Annotated in this window: 15 protein-coding genes; 7 read left to right on the forward strand and 8 right to left on the reverse strand. The window is 66.1% G+C overall.

Going from position 1 to position 16,703, the window contains the following annotated elements:
- Positions 1-90: 90 nt before the first annotated feature.
- Complete coding sequence (locus AC5Y46_RS07850; RefSeq protein WP_499942539.1) at positions 91-684, reverse strand: TetR/AcrR family transcriptional regulator; 594 nt, start codon at positions 682-684, stop codon at positions 91-93.
- A gap of 166 nt (positions 685-850) precedes the next feature.
- Between AC5Y46_RS07850 and AC5Y46_RS07855 the strand changes: the two genes are divergently transcribed.
- Genes AC5Y46_RS07855 through AC5Y46_RS07865 form a run of 3 tightly spaced genes read left to right on the forward strand, consistent with a single transcriptional unit; the run spans position 851 to position 3,362 of the window.
- Positions 851-1,948, forward strand: coding sequence for an NAD-dependent epimerase/dehydratase family protein (locus AC5Y46_RS07855; protein ID WP_499990603.1), 1,098 nt, complete (start codon positions 851-853; stop codon positions 1,946-1,948).
- A 10-nt stretch (positions 1,949-1,958) separates the two neighbouring features.
- Complete coding sequence (locus AC5Y46_RS07860; protein ID WP_499990605.1) at positions 1,959-2,498, forward strand: class I SAM-dependent methyltransferase; 540 nt, start codon at positions 1,959-1,961, stop codon at positions 2,496-2,498.
- A gap of 24 nt (positions 2,499-2,522) precedes the next feature.
- Positions 2,523-3,362: an enoyl-CoA hydratase-related protein gene (locus AC5Y46_RS07865; protein ID WP_499990606.1), complete on the forward strand. Its 840-nt coding sequence runs from the start codon at positions 2,523-2,525 to the stop codon at positions 3,360-3,362.
- Here AC5Y46_RS07865 and AC5Y46_RS07870 read toward each other — a convergent pair.
- From AC5Y46_RS07870 to AC5Y46_RS07900, 7 genes are read right to left on the reverse strand one after another with little or no spacing between them, the layout of a single operon-like run.
- Positions 3,359-5,059: an FAD-binding protein gene (locus AC5Y46_RS07870; protein ID WP_499990608.1), complete on the reverse strand. Its 1,701-nt coding sequence runs from the start codon at positions 5,057-5,059 to the stop codon at positions 3,359-3,361. The genes AC5Y46_RS07865 and AC5Y46_RS07870 overlap by 4 nt on opposite strands.
- The gene (locus tag AC5Y46_RS07875) at positions 5,056-6,420 is read right to left on the reverse strand and encodes an aromatic ring-hydroxylating oxygenase subunit alpha (RefSeq protein WP_499990609.1); all 1,365 of its coding nucleotides are present in this window, start codon (positions 6,418-6,420) and stop codon (positions 5,056-5,058) included. The genes AC5Y46_RS07870 and AC5Y46_RS07875 overlap by 4 nt, the downstream gene beginning before the upstream one ends.
- Positions 6,421-6,433: 13 nt before the next feature.
- Positions 6,434-7,954 (reverse strand): acyl-CoA synthetase, encoded by a 1,521-nt coding sequence (locus AC5Y46_RS07880; protein WP_499990610.1) that lies wholly within the window; start codon positions 7,952-7,954, stop codon positions 6,434-6,436.
- 4 nt (positions 7,955-7,958) lie between these two features.
- The gene (locus AC5Y46_RS07885) at positions 7,959-8,831 is read right to left on the reverse strand and encodes an enoyl-CoA hydratase-related protein (RefSeq protein WP_499990612.1); all 873 of its coding nucleotides are present in this window, start codon (positions 8,829-8,831) and stop codon (positions 7,959-7,961) included.
- A 27-nt stretch (positions 8,832-8,858) separates the two neighbouring features.
- On the reverse strand, positions 8,859-9,095 hold the full coding sequence (locus AC5Y46_RS07890) for a lipoyl domain-containing protein (RefSeq protein ID WP_499990613.1): 237 nt from the start codon (positions 9,093-9,095) through the stop codon (positions 8,859-8,861).
- Positions 9,088-10,098 carry an alpha-ketoacid dehydrogenase subunit beta gene (locus AC5Y46_RS07895; protein WP_499990614.1) on the reverse strand — a complete coding sequence of 337 codons (1,011 nt, stop codon included), beginning with the start codon at positions 10,096-10,098 and terminating at the stop codon, positions 9,088-9,090. Before AC5Y46_RS07895 ends, AC5Y46_RS07890 begins: the two co-directional genes overlap by 8 nt.
- Before the next feature lie 14 nt (positions 10,099-10,112).
- On the reverse strand, positions 10,113-11,051 hold the full coding sequence (locus AC5Y46_RS07900) for a thiamine pyrophosphate-dependent dehydrogenase E1 component subunit alpha (protein ID WP_499990775.1): 939 nt from the start codon (positions 11,049-11,051) through the stop codon (positions 10,113-10,115).
- Positions 11,052-11,313: 262 nt separating this feature from the next.
- Here AC5Y46_RS07900 and AC5Y46_RS07905 point away from each other — a divergent pair, with 262 nt between their 5' ends.
- From AC5Y46_RS07905 to AC5Y46_RS07920, 4 genes are all read left to right on the forward strand, one after another.
- Positions 11,314-12,534, forward strand: a complete 1,221-nt coding sequence (locus AC5Y46_RS07905) for a CaiB/BaiF CoA transferase family protein (RefSeq protein ID WP_499990615.1) — start codon at positions 11,314-11,316, stop codon at positions 12,532-12,534.
- Positions 12,535-12,559: 25 nt separating this feature from the next.
- A complete protein-coding gene (locus tag AC5Y46_RS07910) occupies positions 12,560-13,783 on the forward strand; it encodes an amino acid deaminase/aldolase (RefSeq protein WP_499990617.1) in 1,224 nt (407 codons plus the stop codon).
- Positions 13,780-15,072, forward strand: a complete 1,293-nt coding sequence (locus AC5Y46_RS07915) for a D-arabinono-1,4-lactone oxidase (RefSeq protein WP_499990618.1) — start codon at positions 13,780-13,782, stop codon at positions 15,070-15,072. The genes AC5Y46_RS07910 and AC5Y46_RS07915 overlap by 4 nt, the downstream gene beginning before the upstream one ends.
- 117 nt (positions 15,073-15,189) lie before the next feature.
- Entirely contained in the window at positions 15,190-16,542 is a 1,353-nt protein-coding gene (locus tag AC5Y46_RS07920) for a wax ester/triacylglycerol synthase domain-containing protein (RefSeq protein WP_499990778.1), read from the forward strand.
- Positions 16,543-16,703 lie beyond the last annotated feature (161 nt).

The raw sequence follows: 16,703 nt of genomic DNA on the forward strand, positions 1-16,703 counted from the left end.
AACACATTCCACCACCCCGAGAAACTCCTGATCCCCGAGGACGACGACGGCCCGTAGCCAGAACTGCTGTCAGACAACCGATTTGGATTCCTACGCGACGGAAGCCCCGAGTATCAGATTCACCGCTTCGTCGAGTTGTCCGGAAATTTCCTGATAGGTGGTGAACCGCGCGCTCATCAAGGCGCCGGCAAAGGTCATCTGCAGCGTCGACTTCACTGCGCCGGGCCAGCCGGGGCCGAGCGCGGCGCCGATCCGCCGCGCCACCTCGACCGCGATCTCATTCCGCAAGGGTGCGACGGCGGGGTCGTCGGCCATCAGGGCGGCGCCGCACCCGGCAGTCAACTCTGGCTCGTCAGCCACGACCAGCGCCATGTCCCGCATCGTCGCGCTGACCCGGGTCTTGGTGGTGTCGTTGACGTCGGTGTGCAACGGCAGCTCACGCAGGAAGCGCAGATACACGGCCGCGACCAGAGCGCTCTTGGACGAAAAGTAGGTGTAAGCACTGGCCGGCGACACGCCCGCGCGCTGGGCCACGGCGCGCATCGTGAGGTTGGCGTACGAGGACTGGCGTAGTTCCTCCAACCCGGCGTCGAGCACTTTGCGGATGGTCTGACCCGGCCGCCGGTCGGATCGGCGCGCTGTGCTGACGTCGCTCGTCGCAGGCGACGTCGCTTCTCTAGACACCCGTCCAGTGTAGGAAAAGCGGAACGTTCGGGACAAGCACATCGGAAGACAGTGGACCGTCACGTGTTGATTGCGGACCAGATCGTCCTCGCTTGCCGTATCGAGGTGACGATTGATACCGTACAAGCAACACCTAGACAGGTGTCCAGAAACGAATGGGAGCAGTATGAGTGCGGCCGAGCGGGTACTGGTGACCGGCGCCTTCGGTCTGGTCGGCTCCGCGGTGGTGGCCGCCCTGGCCGAGCGGGGCCGTCAGGTAATCGCCACTGACCTCGACGCGCCCGCGCACCGCAAGCGCGCACAGCAACTCACCGCACATCCCTCGGTCCAGATCCGGTGGGCCGACCTCACATCGCCCGACGACGTCACCGCTCTGCTCGAGACTGTCGCCCCGACCGCCATCGTTCATCTCGCGGCGATCATCCCGCCGTTCTGCTATGCCCGTCCTGAACTTGCGTTCGCCGTCAACGTCACCGCGACCGCGACCCTGGTCAGGGCCGCGTCGCAGTTGACGGTCCCCCCGCGATTCGTGCAGGTATCCAGTATCGCGGTCTACGGTGCGCGCAACCCCCATCGTGACGATTCGCTGCTGACGGCGACCACGCCGGTGCGGCCGACCGATCTGTACGGACAGCACAAGTCGTTGGCCGAGCAGTGCGTCGTGACGTCCGACCTGGACTGGGTGGTGCTGCGTCTGGGCGGCGTGCTCACCGCCAAACCACGCTTTGAAATTGACCGCGACCTGGTGTTCTTCGAGGCGGTACTGCCGTCCGACGGGCGCATTCACACCGTCGACGTCCGCGACGTCGCTCACGCGTGCTGCGCGGCCACCGTCACCGACCAGGTGCGGCAGATCTTCCTGATCGGCGGCGATCACACCCACCGGATCACCCAGGCTGAGATCGGATCCGACTACGCAGCGGCGATGGGTCTGCCCGGTGCCATCCCGGCGGGCCGGCCAGGCGATCCTGACGACGATCTGACCTGGTATGCCACCGACTGGCTGGACACCGTCCCCGCGCAGCAAGCGCTTGCGTTCCAGCATCATTCACTCTCCAGCATGCTGGACGAAACCCGCGCCGCGGTCGGTTGGTTGCGCTTCCCGCTGCGCTTGGCGGCTCCCATTGTCCGCTGGTACCTGCGCAGGCGGTCGCCCTATCGCGGATTTCCCGGCACCACCGCCGATCCGATGCGCGCGATCCACCAGCGATTCGGCGATCCCCGCCCGTCGGAGACCGCGGAATCCGGGGCGGCGCGCCGGTAACGTCGGCACCATGACCGGGCAGGACCGTCACCGCTGGGACGAACGCTATACCCGTTGGGGGCCCGCGCAGACCGTCGCTGCACCGAAAGTCCTTGCCGCTCATGTCGATCTAATACCCGAGACAGGACGGGCGTTGGATATCGCCTGCGGCCAGGGACTGGCGTCGGTCTGGTTGGCGATCCGGGGGTTGCACGTGTGGGGACTGGACGTTTCCGACGTCGCCATCCGGCAGGCCCGAGATCTGGCTCGGCGCAACGGTGTTGACGGTCGCTGCCGCTTCGACGTCGTCGACCTCGACGAGGGGCTGCCGGCCGGCGAACCGGTGGACCTGATCCTGTGCAACAAGTTTCGTGACCGTCGCCTCGATCAGGACCTGATCGGTCGGCTGGCACCGGGCGGACTCCTGGCGATCGCGACGCTCAGCGAGGTCGACGCCGCACCGGGAGAGTTTCGGGCAGCCGCCGGTGAACTACCCGCCGTGTTCGCCCAACTGGACGTAGTGGCGAGCGGCGAGGGTGACGGGCACGCGTGGCTTTTGGCACGTGCCTGACGTGCGAGAGGTAGTGTCACGAAGATGGAGCGGCGCGTCCTCGAAGCGGTCATCTACGAGCGCGAACCACCAATCGCGCGAATCATTCTCAACCGGGTCGACAAGGCCAACACCAAAGACGCCGTACTGGTCGAGGAAGTCGACACCTGCCTGCACGAAGCGGATCGCGACCGGGAGATCAAGGTCGTCATCCTCAAGGCGAACGGAAAAGGCTTCTGCGGCGGCCACGTCGCACGCTGGGGCCCGGACGAAAACCCTTATCCCGACTTCGGCGACAACTTCGAGGACCTTTACAAAGGCTCCGCCGACCTGTTCCTGTGGCCGACGCTGTACCTGTGGGAGTTCCCGAAGCCGACGATCTCGCAGATCCACGGTTACTGCATGGGCGGCGGGATCTATCTGGGTCTGCTGACCGACTTCTGCGTTGCCTCCGAAGACGCGTATTTCCAGATGCCCCTTGCCCAAAGCCTTGGTGAGCCCGGCGGTCACACCATGATCGAGCCGTGGCTGCTGATGAACTGGCACCGCACCATGGACTGGTTACTGCTGGCGCCGACGCTGACGGCCGAGCAGGCCCTCGACTGGGGTCTACTCAACAAGGTGGTGCCGCGTGATCAGCTCGAGGACACCGTCGAGGAGATGGCGCGCAAGATCGCCCAGATCCCGCTGACCACCCTGATGGCGGTCAAGAACAACGTCAAGCGGGCCTGGGAGCTGATGGGCATGCGGGTGCACCTGCAGGTCAGTCACATCCTGACCAACATGGTCGGCGCCGCGTCCGACGTGCAGGCCCGCCGCGCCGAACTGATGCAGTCGGGCATGAAGCCCCGCGACTTCATCGGCCGGGACGAAGCGCCCGGCTAACGGCTCATCTCGCCGGCGACCTTGCGGCCCGCGGCGTGTCGTGCGGCGACGTAGCCGAACACCATCGAGCTGGCGATGCTCGCCCCGGCCCCCGGATAGGTTCGGCCCATCACCGTCGCCGTGGTATTCCCGGTGGCGTACAGCCCCTCGATCACCCGGTCGTGCTCGTCGAGGACTTGGGCGTGCTCGTTGGTGATCACGCCGCCGCAGGTGCCGACGTCGGCCGGCAGGACTCTGGTGGCGTAATAGGGCGCCCGGTCCAGTGGGCCCACGGCGGCATTGGGCCGGTAGCCGGGATCGCCGAGGCAGTCGTTGTAGGCCGACTGCCCCCGGCCGAAATCGGGGTCCAGCCCCTTGGCGGCGAAGGCATTGAACCGCTGCACGGTTCGGGTCAGTTCGTCAGCGGGAAGGTCGATTTGGCGGGCCAGGCCGCTCAGCGTATCGGCGCGTTTGACCGCACCACTCTCGATCAGCGCAGGAGGCAGGTGCTGACGATTGAGCGGATTGGTCCCGGCAACATAGCGGCGCACATACCCGTCGTCGAACACCATCCAGCACGGCACCGCCTTGTTGGCGTACATCGCCTTGCCCACCTCGACATAGGAATTCGACTCATTGCAGAACCGCCGGCCGGTGGAGTCGACGTAGATGGCCCCCGGACGTTGCCGGCCCGAACCCAGCGACGCCGCGGCCGCGCCGCCGTTGGCGATGAAAACCGAGGGCAGCCACCACGCTTCGTCCAGCAGATCGGTCTTCGCGCCGAGGCGCATCGCGGCCTGCAGCACCTCGCCGGTGTCACCGGCGTTGGCGATCGACCACTTGCCGTCGTTCGGCTGGTCACCGCTGTACTGCCGGCGCATGTCCGCGTTGTGGCCGAAACCCCCGGCGGCCAACAGAATTCCTTTGCGCGCTTCGACGTTCACCGGCCTGCCGTCGCGGATGATGCGTGCGCCCACCACGCGGCCGTCCTCGACGATCAGATCGTCCATGGCGGCGTTGATCCACAGCGGAGGCTGACCGTCGCTCAGTTCGATCAGCACCTTGAGCAGCTGCCCGATCAGCGACGCACCGTTGGTCAGGATCTGGCGACGGGCGATGCGCGCGGCTCTGGTCCGGGCGAATACCTTGGTGGCGACCGCGAAAGCGCGCGGCGCGCGGTTGTAGTACTGCACCGAACGCAGCTCATTGGTCAGCACCACGTACCCGTAATTCTTGGCCAGCGAGGGCTGTACTTTGTCGCGCCACGAACCGAGTTCGGCGGCGTCGAACGGGATGCCTTCGACCGCTCGGCCGGACTCGTTGCCGCCCTTGTGGTTCGGGTAATAGTCGCTCCAGCCGGCGCAGCGGATGAGCCGAACTCCCTTGCGCAACAGGAAGTTGATCATCTCGTAGCCGGCGGTGAGGAACATCTCGCGTCGTGCGGGGGAGGAAGCCGCACCGATGTCACCGACCACGTCGGCCAGGTAGGCCAGGCCGTCCTCGTGCGAGTCGGCGATACCGTCGGCGCGCATCAGCGGATTATTCGGCAGCCAGACGATGCCACCGGACAATCCCGTCGAACCGCCGACCAGACCTTGTTTCTCGACGATCAGCGGTTGCAGTCCGGCGTCCAGTGCGGCCAGGCCGGCGACCATGCCGCCGCCACCGCTGCCCGCGATCACCAGGTCGACGGAGCGGTCCCAGTTGACGGTGCTCATCGGCGGATACCTTCCTGGAAGCCGAGATCGGCGATCGGGACGTCGATGGTGGTGTTGGTCTTCTGGATCGCCGGCACCAGCGCCCGGTACGGAAGGTCGGCGAGAAAGCCGTCGATGACGCGTTCGAAGTTGGAGATCAACCCCTCGATCTGGCTGGACAACCGCATGAACTCGAATCCCTTGGAGTGCAGGCCTTTCTGTTGCTTGGGCAGGTTGGAGAAGTCTTGAGCCGGAATCGGGGGCCAGCGCGGATCGTCGGGTGCCATGGGCTCGGGCGGAATCGGTTTGCCGGTGACCTGATCGGGCGGGATGCGGGTCAGCGACCAGATCTCGAACAACGTCTCCTCCGGGCCGAGGGGACGAATGCGGTACGACGAGGCACTGCTGTACTGCGGCAACAGGAAATAGTGCGGGAAGCAGAAGCCGATCGCATCGACGATGCCGCGGCGCTGCAATTCGTTCAGGTCGGGGATGTCGCAGCCGCGGGCCCGATGCCAGTGCACCACAGCGTCATTGAGCGTGCGCTTCCACACCGCCATCGCCTCGGCGGGGTCGGCGGGCAGGTCGATGTCCTGCAGGCCCTCGGCAATTCTGATGTCATTCGCATGGGTCATGCCGGCCATGCCTTCACCCAACGTACGCATGAAGTACAGGCTGGTTTGAGCCAGACCGATCGGTCCCGAGGTCCTGGGCTGCGCCGACGGCAGCAGCTGCGGGTGAGTCTGCGGGACATGGTATCCCTCCATGAACGCGGCAGTCGCGAGCTTCCAGTTCACCGGGAGCCGGCACGACTGCCACCATTCGGTGCGCAGCGATTCGACCCGCCAGGCGTCGTAGATCGTCGCGAACGGTTCGAAGCAGTCCCGCAGCCCCGGCGCGTCGTCGTCGAGGTTGATCCACGCGCACCCGCCCCACACTTCGCATCGCACCGGCACCAGGGCGAGATCCTGCGGGTCCAAATTGGACTCGTCGAACGCGTCCGGCCGGAGGACAAACGTGTTGCGGCCCTCGATGTTCCAGCACCAGCCGTGAAACGGGCAGACGAAGGTGCGCCGGGATCCAGGCAGGGATCCGGAGCCTTCCACCAATTTCACGCCGCGATGCCGGCACGCGTTGTGGTAGGCCCGCACCGTCTCGGCGTCCACCCGCACCACGATGACGGACTGATCGAGGATCTCGTACTCCACGAAATCACCGGTCTTCGGGATCTCCTCGAGCCGGCAGGCCATCTGCCACACCCGTGGCCAGAACTTCTCGTTCTCCAGCGCGTAGAAGTCCGGGTCGTAGTACCGCTGCTTGGGGATCCGATCCGGCGACTGCACCGCCCACGGCACCGGAAGCGGCGTCCAGTTCACATCCATGCCTCGTCCTCGTTCATAAGATCCGCGACATCCGTCCCTGCCAGTAGCGTTCGCGGATGCGCCTCTTGTAGAGCTTGCCGTTCGGGTCCCGCGGCAGTTCGACATCGAATTCGATGGTGCGCGGGCATTTATAGGTCGCCAGGTGCGTCCGGCAGTAGTCGATCAGTTCGGCCTCCAGGTCGGCGCCGGGTGTGATGCCGGCTACCGGCTGTACGACAGCCTTGACCTCCTCGCCGTATTCCTCGTTGGGCACGCCGAACACGGCCGCGTCGATTAGTTTGGGATGCATCACCAACAGGTTCTCCACTTCCTGCGGGTAGATGTTGACCCCGCCGGAGACGATCATGAACGTGGCACGGTCGGTGAGGTAGAGGTAGCCGTCCGCGTCGACCCGGCCGATGTCGCCCAGTGTGCGCCAGCCGTGTTCGTTGTAGACCGAGGCGGTCTTGGCGGGGTCCTTGAAATACTCGAAGTCGGGGCCGCCCTCGAAGTACAGCTCACCGGATTCGCCGACCGGTAGCTCGCTGCCGTCCTCACCGACGACGTGGACGGCGGTCATCGGGATGCCGACCGAACCCGGGTGCGCCAGCCACTCCTCGGGCCCGATCGTGGTGCCGGCGAAACCCTCAGTGCCGCCGTAATATTCGTGGATGATCGGGCCGAACCAGTCCATCATCCGGTGCTTGACGTCCACCGGGCACGGTGCGGCCGCATGAATCACGCACTGCAGGCTGGACACGTCGTACTTCGCCCGGACCGCCGCAGGCAACTTGAGCATCCGCACGAACATCGTCGGCACGAACTGCGCGTGGGTGACCCGATGTTCATCGATCAGGCGCAACACCGTTTCGGCGTCGAACTTCTCCATGATCACCGAGGCGGCCCCGACCCGGTTGACGGCCATCGTGTAGTTCACGCCGGCGGCGTGATACAGCGGCGCGGGGGAGAGATACACACTGGAAGGGTCCATCCCGTACTTGCGGGTCAGCGCCAGTTGCAGGACCGCTTGCGCCCAGGATCCGTTGCCGTCGAACGGAAGTGGGCGACGTACCGCCTTGGGCCGCCCGGTGGTGCCCGAGGAGTACAGCATCTCCGACCCGTCCGACACCGGGGGCGCCGCGCCGGCCGCCGCCAGCAGGTCCTCGTACCCATTCGGGGTAGGCAGGCGATCCCCGACAGTCACCTGCACATCGACTTTCCGGAGATCTCGCACAAGTCCCTGCAGGGATGCATCCACGAAGACCGCCTTGGCGTCGGAATCGTCGATGACGTAAGCGACTTCGTCGGCAGTGAAATGAGTGTTGACCGCGGTGTAGTACAAACCGGAAAGCTGGCAACCCCAGGTGATCTCGAAGAACTCGGGGCGATTCGGCAGGATCAGCGCCACCCCGTCACCCAGGCGCAGCCCGGCATCGTGCAGCGCCGCGGCGACCCGCTGGCTGCGGGTGTACAACTGACCGAACGTGATCACGCCGCCCTCGGTGAGCAGTGCCGGGGAATCCGGCGCTGTGCTCGCATGGTCGGCGATGTTCATCGGCTCAGGAACTGGCGGCGCCATCGGTCGAAGCGGCCGCGGCGGCCTGGCGCCGGGCCTGCTCGGACGGCAGCACCTTGTCCTTGAACACGGTCTGAATCAATTGCTGCACGTCCTTGCTGATCGAGGCGAGCGCGACGAGGTCGTTGGAACTCTGCCAGTGCACCCGCATGCCCATCAGTTCCCAGGCACGCTTGAGATTGGCCTTGGTGGCCAGCAGCGTCGTCATCGGGGCCTGCGCGATGTGGCGGGCGATCGCCTCCACCCGCGTGTCCAGCTGGTCGCGGGGAACCACTTCGTTGACCAGACCGACTTCCAGCGCCTTCTTGGCGTCGATCACCTCGGCCAGGTACAGGTAATACGCCGCACGGCGCCAGTTCATGAAAACCCAAGGCTCGATGGAGCATTCGCCCGATGGCATACCGAAGCCCTGCAGCGGCGGATAGGAGAAGTAGGCGTCCTCGGCGGCGATCACGATGTCGGTGGTCAGCCCGTAATGCGTGCCGCCGCCGACGCAGTAACCGTGTACCTGCGCGATGGTCGGCTTGGAGAATTCCCACAAGTTCAGGATCGGCTTGACGAACAGGTCGGTCTGCGGCTTCCACGGCGTGCCCATCACCCCGGCGGCGGTGACGAAATCCGGGTAGTCGACGGCGTTGTTGCCGATCGCGTGACCCGAGCAGAAACCTTTGCCGTTCGCCTTCAGGATCAGCACCTTGATGTCGTAATCGCGGTCCGCGTCCAGCAGTGCGGCGTCGACCTCCTCGGCCAGTTTCTGGTCCTGGGCGTTGGCCTTCTCCGGCCAGTTCAGAATCACCCGCGCGATCGCACCCTCCTTTTCGTAGATGATTCGCTCGCGGGTCTCGTTGAGGTCCATCGGGGGAGTACCTTTCGCTAGTCCGGATTATGAAGTGATGACGCCGATTTGGGCGCCGATGTCGTAGGTCGTCCCAACCTGGCCGGTCCACTGCACGGTTCCCGCGGCGCCGGCCTCGATTTCCTGCTCCACCTTCTCGGTGGCGATCACGTAGATCGGGGTGCCCTCGTCGACGTAGTCGCCGGCGTTGACGAGCAGGTCGGTGAGTTCGGCTTCCGAGACGGCCACCGACACCCGGGGGATCCGAATGATGAAGTCAGTCACGCACTCTGGCTTTCTCGCGGGACTTTTCCAGAGCGCGTCGGGCCGCTGCGACGATCCGCGCCGGCGAGGGATACATCTGTGCTTCCAATGCCGGCGCGGCCGGATTGGGCACGAAACGGGCGGCGACCCGTTCGATCGCCGCGTCAAGTTCGTCGAACAGTTCGGAGTGCAGGATCGCGGCGATCTCGGCTCCCGGTCCGGCGAACTGGACGGCGTCGTGCACGATCACGACTCGTCTTGTCCGGCGGCCGGATTCGACGATGGTCTCGACGTCCAGCGGCACCAGGGTGCGCAGGTCGACGACTTCGGCGCTGACTCCCTGTTCGGCCAGCGTGGCCGCCGCCGCGAGCGCGTCGTGCACCGCGCGGCCGTAGCCGATCAGGCTCACGTCGGTGCCCGGACGTTTGATATCGGCCTGTCCCAACGGGATTGCGAAGCCGGCGTCGACCGGGACCGGTCCCTTGCGGCTCTGCAACCGGATCGTCTCGACGAACAGGCATGGGTCCGGGTCGAAGATCGCCGCGGTCAGCAGACCTTTGCCGTCGCGCGGGGTGGACGGGACGATGACCTTCATGCCTGGGATGTGCATGAACCAGGCCTCCAGGGACTGGGAATGCGTCGCCCCGGTCGCCAGGCCGGCGTAGACCTGGGTGCGGATGGTGATCGGCGCGGTGGTGCGACCCGCCGTCATGAACCGCAGTTTGGCGGCGCTGTTGATCAGCTGGTCGGCGGCGATACCGATGAAGTCCATGATCATGATCTCGGCCACCGGGATCAGCCCGTCGATCGCCGCACCGATCGCGGCCCCGACGATGCCCGCTTCGGAGATCGGCGTATCCAGCACCCGCTCGTGACCGTACTTCGACGACAGTCCCGCGGTCGGGCCGGACGCACCCGGGTCGGCGATGTCCTCGCCGAGCAGGAACACCCGATCGTCGGCTGCCAGCGCCTGGTCCAGCGCGAGGTTGAGCGCCTCGCGCATCGTCATTTCTTGTTCTGCCATGCGGTTTTCCAGCCTCATGCCGGGAATCTGATCGGCGTCGCGTACACGTCCTGGTCGAGTTCCTCGGTGGACGGCGGGTCGGCGCTCAGCACCGTGCGCAACGCCGCCTCGACCCGCGCCGCGGCGTCGGTGTCGATGCGGTCGAGTTCGTCGCTTCCGCATATTCCGGCATCGACCAGATACCCGCGGAACCGCGGCACCGGGTCGGCGGCCATCGCCGCGGCGAGCTGATCCTTCGGGATGTAGGGCATCCGGTCCCCGAAATAGTGACCGCGGAACCGGAACGTCACGCACTCGACGAAGGTCGGTCCGTCGCCGCGCCGCGCCCGCTCCAGTGCCTCGTCCAGCGCCGCCTTCACCGCAAGCGGGTCGTTGCCGTCGACCCGCACGCCCGGCATCCCGTACCCGGCGGCGCGGTCGGCGACGTGCTGGAGCTTCATCGTGTCCGACGTCGGCGTCATCTCGGCGTACAGGTTGTTCTGGCAGACGAAGACCAGTGGCAGATCCCACAGCGCGGCCATGTTGGCCGCCTCGTGAAACGAGCCGGTGTTGGTGGCGCCGTCGCCGAAGCTGACCACCGTGACGCGGTCGAGTCCCCTGCGTTTGCCCGCCATCGCCAGGCCCACCGCCACGGGTGGGCCGGCTCCGACGATCCCGGTCGAGAACATCACTCCCACACCAGGATTGGCGATGTGCATGGTGCCGCCCTTGCCCCGGGCAGCGCCGACGACCCGGCCCATCATCTCGCCGTAGATCTCCTCGAGGGGCACGCCCTTGCCGATCAGATCGTGCAAGCCGCGATAGGTCGTCACCAACTGATCGCCGGGGCGCAAAGCCACTGCCATGGCGGCGGCGATGGCTTCCTGACCGCGCGACGGCCAGTACACGCACATGAACTCGCCGGTGCCGATGCCCTTGGACAACCGGTCGTCGGCCGCCTTCATCAGCGCCATCAACTCATACAGGCGCCGCTGGTCCGACGACTGCGCGTTGCCGTCGTTCACGTCAACGACCCGGCTGGACTTTTGGGGGTGCCGGCACCCTCGGCGGCCAGCATGCAGACTGCTTGCCTCGCAGAGTCTTTCGTCGTCAGCGCTGCCCCCATTGTCCGGCTCCGTGTGCACGTGGTCCGGCCAGCCGGGCCAACTCATTCCTTACAGTAGCTAGAATATCTAAAATAGCAAGAAATGACGTACGTCACTAAAGGGGTAGGCGATGACGGGCATGCTCTCCGGGGTGCGGGTGGTCGAACTGGCGTCCTGGACGTACGTGCCGTCGGCCGGAGTCGCCCTGGCTGACTGGGGCGCCGACGTCATCAAGGTCGAAGGCGTTGCCTCCGGAGACCCGGGGCGCGCGCTGGTGGTTGGCGGCTTCACCCGTGCGGCGGCACGCGCTGATGTCGACTTCATCCTGGAGCTGAGCAACCGGGGCAAACGCAGCGTCGCGATCGACATCAAGTCCGACACCGGCCGAGAGCTGTTCGGCCGGTTGTTGGCTTCGGCGGATGTGTTTCTGACGAATTGGCTGCCCGGCGCGCTGGAGCGGGCCCGGTTGACGGTCGACGACATTCGGGCGTTCAACCCGGACATCATCATTGCCCGGGGCACCGGCCTGGGCGTGCGCGGTCCCGATCGGGACCGTGGCGGATTCGACGCCGCCACCTACCTGGCCCGGGGCGGGGTGGCCTACACGCTCACTCCGTTCGGCACCGAGAACCCGGCGGTCCAGGGTCCGGCGTTCGGTGACCTGCAGGGCGGCGCGACGCTGGCCGGCGGCGTGTGTGCGGCGTTGTTCCACCGGGAACGCACCGGTGCGCCCAGCATCGTCGACTCGTCGTTGCTGGCGCAGGCGATGTGGGCCATCGCGCCGTCCATTTCGGTGGCCGACCTGTTCGACATGGACGGCATCCCGGGCGCACCACCAGGGTTGGCGATCAATCCCTTGGTAGCCCGGTATAAAACCAAGGACGACAGGTGGATTCAGCTGGTCTTCCTGCAACCCGACAAGTTCTGGGCCGGCTTCTGCCGTCGCATGGGTCTGCCCGAACTCGTCGACGACGAGCGGTTCGTGCCGTCGAGTAATCTGATCGCCAACGCCACCGAAGCGACGGACATCTTCGCCAAAGCTTTTGCCGCCCAAGACCTTGTGCATTGGCGCCAGGTGCTGAAGGACGAACCAGGGGTATGGGGCGCGTTGGCCACGCCGCGGGAAACCCTCGACGATCCGCAGGTGGAACCCAACGGCTACGTGATCACCAATGTCGATGACCGGGGCGAGAAGTACCGGACCGTGGCCGCGCCGGTCCAATTCGACGAGACCCCGCCCGGCCCCACGCGTGCGCCCGAACACGGCCAGCACACCGAAGAGATACTGCTCGAACTCGACCTGGGATGGGACGAGATCGCGGCCGCGAAGGACGCCAAAGCGATCCTTTGACCGCGATTTCGTCTAGGGTGACGGCGTGCATGCCGGTGACGAGCAGGTCAGGCTGGATTCACCCGGCCGGCTGCAACGCTACGAACAGGCCTTCGCCGATCTCGATGCGCCGTTTGCGTTCGTAGACCTCGACGCGATGTGGCACAACGCGGGGCAGATGCTGCGCCGGGCGGGCGACAAGCCGATCCGGGTGGCGTCGAAGTCGTTGCGGTGCAGGCCGTTACAGCGTCAGATCCTCGAGTCCAGCCCTCGCTTCGAGGGCCTGATGACCTTTACCCTGCGCGAGACACTGTGGTTGGCCGGTCAGGGTTTCGGCAACCTGTTGCTCGCCTACCCGACGACAGACCGCGCGGCGCTGCGCGAACTCGGCGAGCTCACCGCCGCGGATCCCACGGGAGCACCGATCGTGATGGTCGACAGCGTTGAACATCTCGACCTGATCCAGGCGGTGACCGACCAGCCCATCCGGTTATGCCTGGACTTGGACGCCGGTCTGTGGTGGGCCGGCGGGCGGCTGAAGATCGGGCCCAAACGCTCGCCGTTGCACACTCCGGAACAGGCCCGCGCGCTCGCCGAGGAGATCGCCAGACGCCCGGCGCTCAAGCTCGTCGCGCTGATGTCCTACGAGGGGCACATCGCCGGGCTGGGTGACCAGGTTTCCGGAAAACGCGCGCAGAATGCGGTCGTGGGCTGGATGCAGCGCCGTTCCATCGCAGAATTGAGTGAACGTCGCGCCCGCGCAGTGGATCTCGTGCGCGAAGTCGCCGATCTCGAAATCGTCAACGCCGGCGGCACCGGAGACTTGCAACTGGTCGCCCGGGAACCGGCGATGACGGAGGCGACCGCGGGCTCGGGGTTCTACGCTCCGACACTGTTCGACTCCTATTCCACTTTCACCCTGCAGCCGGCGGCGATGTTCGCGTTACCGGTGTCGCGCCGTCCCGACGACAAGACGGTGACCGCGCTCGGTGGTGGCTATCTGGCCAGCGGGGTGGGCGCCAAAGACCGGATGCCGACGCCGTACCTGCCGACCGGTCTGAAGCTGAATGCGCTGGAAGGCACCGGCGAAGTCCAGACACCCCTGACCGGCGAAGCCGCTCGGCGCCTGAAAGTCGGGGAGAAGGTGTATTTCCGCCACACCAAGGCCGGCGAGTTGTGCGAGCGGTTCGACCGGCTGTACCTGATACGAGGCGCGGCGATCGTCGACACCGTCCCGACGTACCGCGGGGAGGGGCAGACGTTCCTATGACGACATGGACCAACTGGGCCGGCGATCAGGTCTGCGCGCCGGCGGCGATCGAACGCCCGACCTCGGAAGCCGAACTGGTCGAGATCGTCGCCCGCGCGGCGCAACGCGGCGAGCCGGTTCGTGCGGTGGGGACCGGGCACTCGTTCACCGACTGCGCCTGCACTGACGGCGTCATGATCGACATGACCGGTCTGCAGCGCATCGTCGACCTCGATGCGGCCAACGGGCTGGCTACGGTCGAGGGTGGCGCACAACTGCATTCGCTGTTCGGGCAGCTGGCCCGACGCGGGTTCGGGATTGAAAATCAGGGCGATATCGACAAGCAGTCGATCACCGGGGCGACGGCGACCGCTACGCACGGCACCGGCGCCCGGTTCCAGAACGTGTCGGCCCAGCTCGTCGGGGCGCGGCTGGTCACCGCCGGCGGTGACGTCCTGCAGGTATCCGCTCGGTCAGACGAGGAGGCCTATCTGGCCGCGCGGGTGTCGCTCGGGGCGCTGGGCGTGATCTCCCAGGTCACGTTCAAGGTGGTTCCGCTGTTCACCTTGCACCGCCAGGACGAGCTGCGACCGCTGAGCCAGACGCTTGAGCAGCTCGACGAACATGTCGACGGCAACGACCACTTCGAATTCTTCGTCTTTCCCTACGGCGACACCGCCTTGACCCGCAGCACGCGGCGCAGCAACGAGGAACCCCGACCACAGCCGCGGTGGCGGAAAAAACTCGGCGAAGAGTTCGAGAACATCGGCCTGAACGTCATCTGCCGCGCCGGACGGCGGTTTCCGCACGCCGCGCCCGCGCTGAACCAGTTGCTCACCGGCCTGATGTCGCCGGCGCAAGTCCAGGACCACGGCTGGAAGGTCTATGCCAGCGAGCGCAACGTGAAATTCACCGAGATGGAGTACGCGATTCCGCGCGAACACGCGCAGCTCGCCGTCCAGCGGGTGATCGACGTCGTGCGCCGGCGCCGGCTGCCGATCATGTTCCCCCTCGAAGTGCGCTTCGCCGCGTCCGACGACGCGTTTCTGTCGACCGCGTACGGCCGCGACACCTGCTACATAGCGGTGCACCAGTTCACCGGTATGGAGTTCGAAAGCTACTTCCGTGCCGTCGAGGAGATCATGAACGAGTATGCGGGACGGCCGCATTGGGGCAAGCGGCACTATCAGAGCGCCGCCACGCTGCGCCCGCGTTACCCCGACTGGGACCGGTTCGTCGCCGTCCGCGATCGACTCGACCCCGATCGCGTCTTCCGCAACGACTACACCCGCCGCGTGCTCGGCCCCTGACCTGCGAGACGAAGGGCCCGACTTCCAGGGACCAAAGTCATTGGCTGCCAACAACCCAGCGACATCGGCAGCCGGCGGTCGTAGGTTTGAATCGTGGAACCGATCGTGACCGAATTCATGCGCAACAGTGACGCTTTCACGTGGGCGATGGAGACCGATCCACGGTTGCGCTCGACCGTGGTCAGTGTCATCGTGCTGGACGGTTCTCCGGACTGGGACGCCGTCCGCGACCGGTTCGACCTACTGAGTCGCAAGCTGCCGATCTTTCGCCAGCGAGTGGTGGAATCGCCGCCGCCCGCCCCACCGCGGTGGGAGTACGACCGCGACTTCGACCTGGACTATCACCTGCGCCGCACCGCCGTTTCGGGGTCGGGCACGCTCGACGACGTCCTGGAAATGGCCCGGCTGGCCCACATGCAGGACTTCGACCGGGCCCGCGCGCTGTGGGAAATCACGTTGGTCGAGGGTCTGCAGGACGGCGGCGCCGCCGTGATCTGTAAGTTCCACCATGCGCTGACCGACGGAGTCGGCGGCGTCCAGATCGCGATGACGCTGTTCGATCTCTCCGCCGAACATTTCGAGGTCGAGGAACTCCCGGCGTTGCCGCAGGTTCCCGGGCCACCCCGGCTCGGCGGCTATCGTGACACGTTGCGCTACAACGCTTCCCTGGTGGGTAATGCGGTGGCCGGGGCGGCCAGGTGGATGCCGCGACTGATGTACGACGGCGCCCGGCGCCCGCTGGACACCGTCCGTTCGGCCGCGGCCAACGCGGCTTCGGTGTACCGCACCGTGCGGCCACTGAACCGCACCGGTTCCGATCTGACCAAGGAACGCAGCCTGATTCGTCATCTGGCGGTGCACGAGGTGTCGCGTCTGCAGTTGCGTGCGGCTGCCCACAACTGTGGTGGCGCGCTGAACGACGCGTTCGTCGCGGGGGTGACCGGCGGGTTGCGTCGCTACCACGAAAAGCACGGGGCGAGCGTCGGCGAACTGCATCTGTCGATGCCCATCAGCCTGCGCACCGAGAACGACGACATGGGCGGTAACCGGATCACGTTGATGCGGTTCGACGTGCCGGTGGGCGAACCCGATCCGGCCCGGCGGATCCGGGAAATACACCGGCGTGTCAGCGCGGTACGCGACGAGAAGTCCCTGCCCTACACGCAATTGATCGCCGGCGTGCTGAACCTGATGCCGCGCTGGTACATCGGGTCGGTGCTGCGCCACGTCGACTTCGTGGCCAGCGACGTGCCGGGTGTGCCGATCCCGGTCTTTCTGGGCGGTGCCGCCGTGCGCGGGCAGTACGCCTTCGGTCCGACGATCGGCGCGTCGGTCAACGTCACACTGCTGTCCTATTGCGACACCTGCGCATTGGGCATCAACGTGGACAGCGCCGCCATACCCGACTACCAGGTCTTCCACGACGCCCTGGTCGCCGGTTTCGACGAAGTCCTGGCTCTCGCAGACTGATTCACCGGTGCGGCATCCGGCCGATATCAGCACGCTCACAGGAGCGTATCGATGTCGGCGCACGTCTGGCGCGACGGGAAAGACCCGCAAATCATGGCACGGTATGCCAATCGCGGCGCGCGCCGCCGGGCGTACTTGGGTAGCAGTAGCAGGAGGTACCA

The sequence above is a fragment of the Mycobacterium sp. NGS59 genome, assembly GCF_059812345.1.

Bases quoted from the DNA above. Each gene is read 5' to 3' on its own strand.
- AC5Y46_RS07870 (WP_499990608.1), bottom strand. From the start codon at position 5,059: ATGAGCACCGTCAACTGGGACCGCTCCGTCGACCTGGTGATCGCGGGC.
- AC5Y46_RS07860 (WP_499990605.1), top strand. From the start codon at position 1,959: ATGACCGGGCAGGACCGTCACCGCTGGGACGAACGCTATACCCGTTGG.
- AC5Y46_RS07865 (WP_499990606.1), top strand. From the start codon at position 2,523: ATGGAGCGGCGCGTCCTCGAAGCGGTCATCTACGAGCGCGAACCACCA.
- AC5Y46_RS07855 (WP_499990603.1), top strand. From the start codon at position 851: ATGAGTGCGGCCGAGCGGGTACTGGTGACCGGCGCCTTCGGTCTGGTC.
- AC5Y46_RS07900 (WP_499990775.1), bottom strand. From the start codon at position 11,051: ATGGCGCTGATGAAGGCGGCCGACGACCGGTTGTCCAAGGGCATCGGC.
- AC5Y46_RS07880 (WP_499990610.1), bottom strand. From the start codon at position 7,954: ATGAACATCGCCGACCATGCGAGCACAGCGCCGGATTCCCCGGCACTG.
- AC5Y46_RS07885 (WP_499990612.1), bottom strand. From the start codon at position 8,831: ATGGACCTCAACGAGACCCGCGAGCGAATCATCTACGAAAAGGAGGGT.
- AC5Y46_RS07875 (WP_499990609.1), bottom strand. From the start codon at position 6,420: ATGGATGTGAACTGGACGCCGCTTCCGGTGCCGTGGGCGGTGCAGTCG.
- AC5Y46_RS07905 (WP_499990615.1), top strand. From the start codon at position 11,314: ATGACGGGCATGCTCTCCGGGGTGCGGGTGGTCGAACTGGCGTCCTGG.
- AC5Y46_RS07895 (WP_499990614.1), bottom strand. From the start codon at position 10,098: ATGGCAGAACAAGAAATGACGATGCGCGAGGCGCTCAACCTCGCGCTG.
- AC5Y46_RS07920 (WP_499990778.1), top strand. From the start codon at position 15,190: ATGCGCAACAGTGACGCTTTCACGTGGGCGATGGAGACCGATCCACGG.
- AC5Y46_RS07915 (WP_499990618.1), top strand. From the start codon at position 13,780: ATGACGACATGGACCAACTGGGCCGGCGATCAGGTCTGCGCGCCGGCG.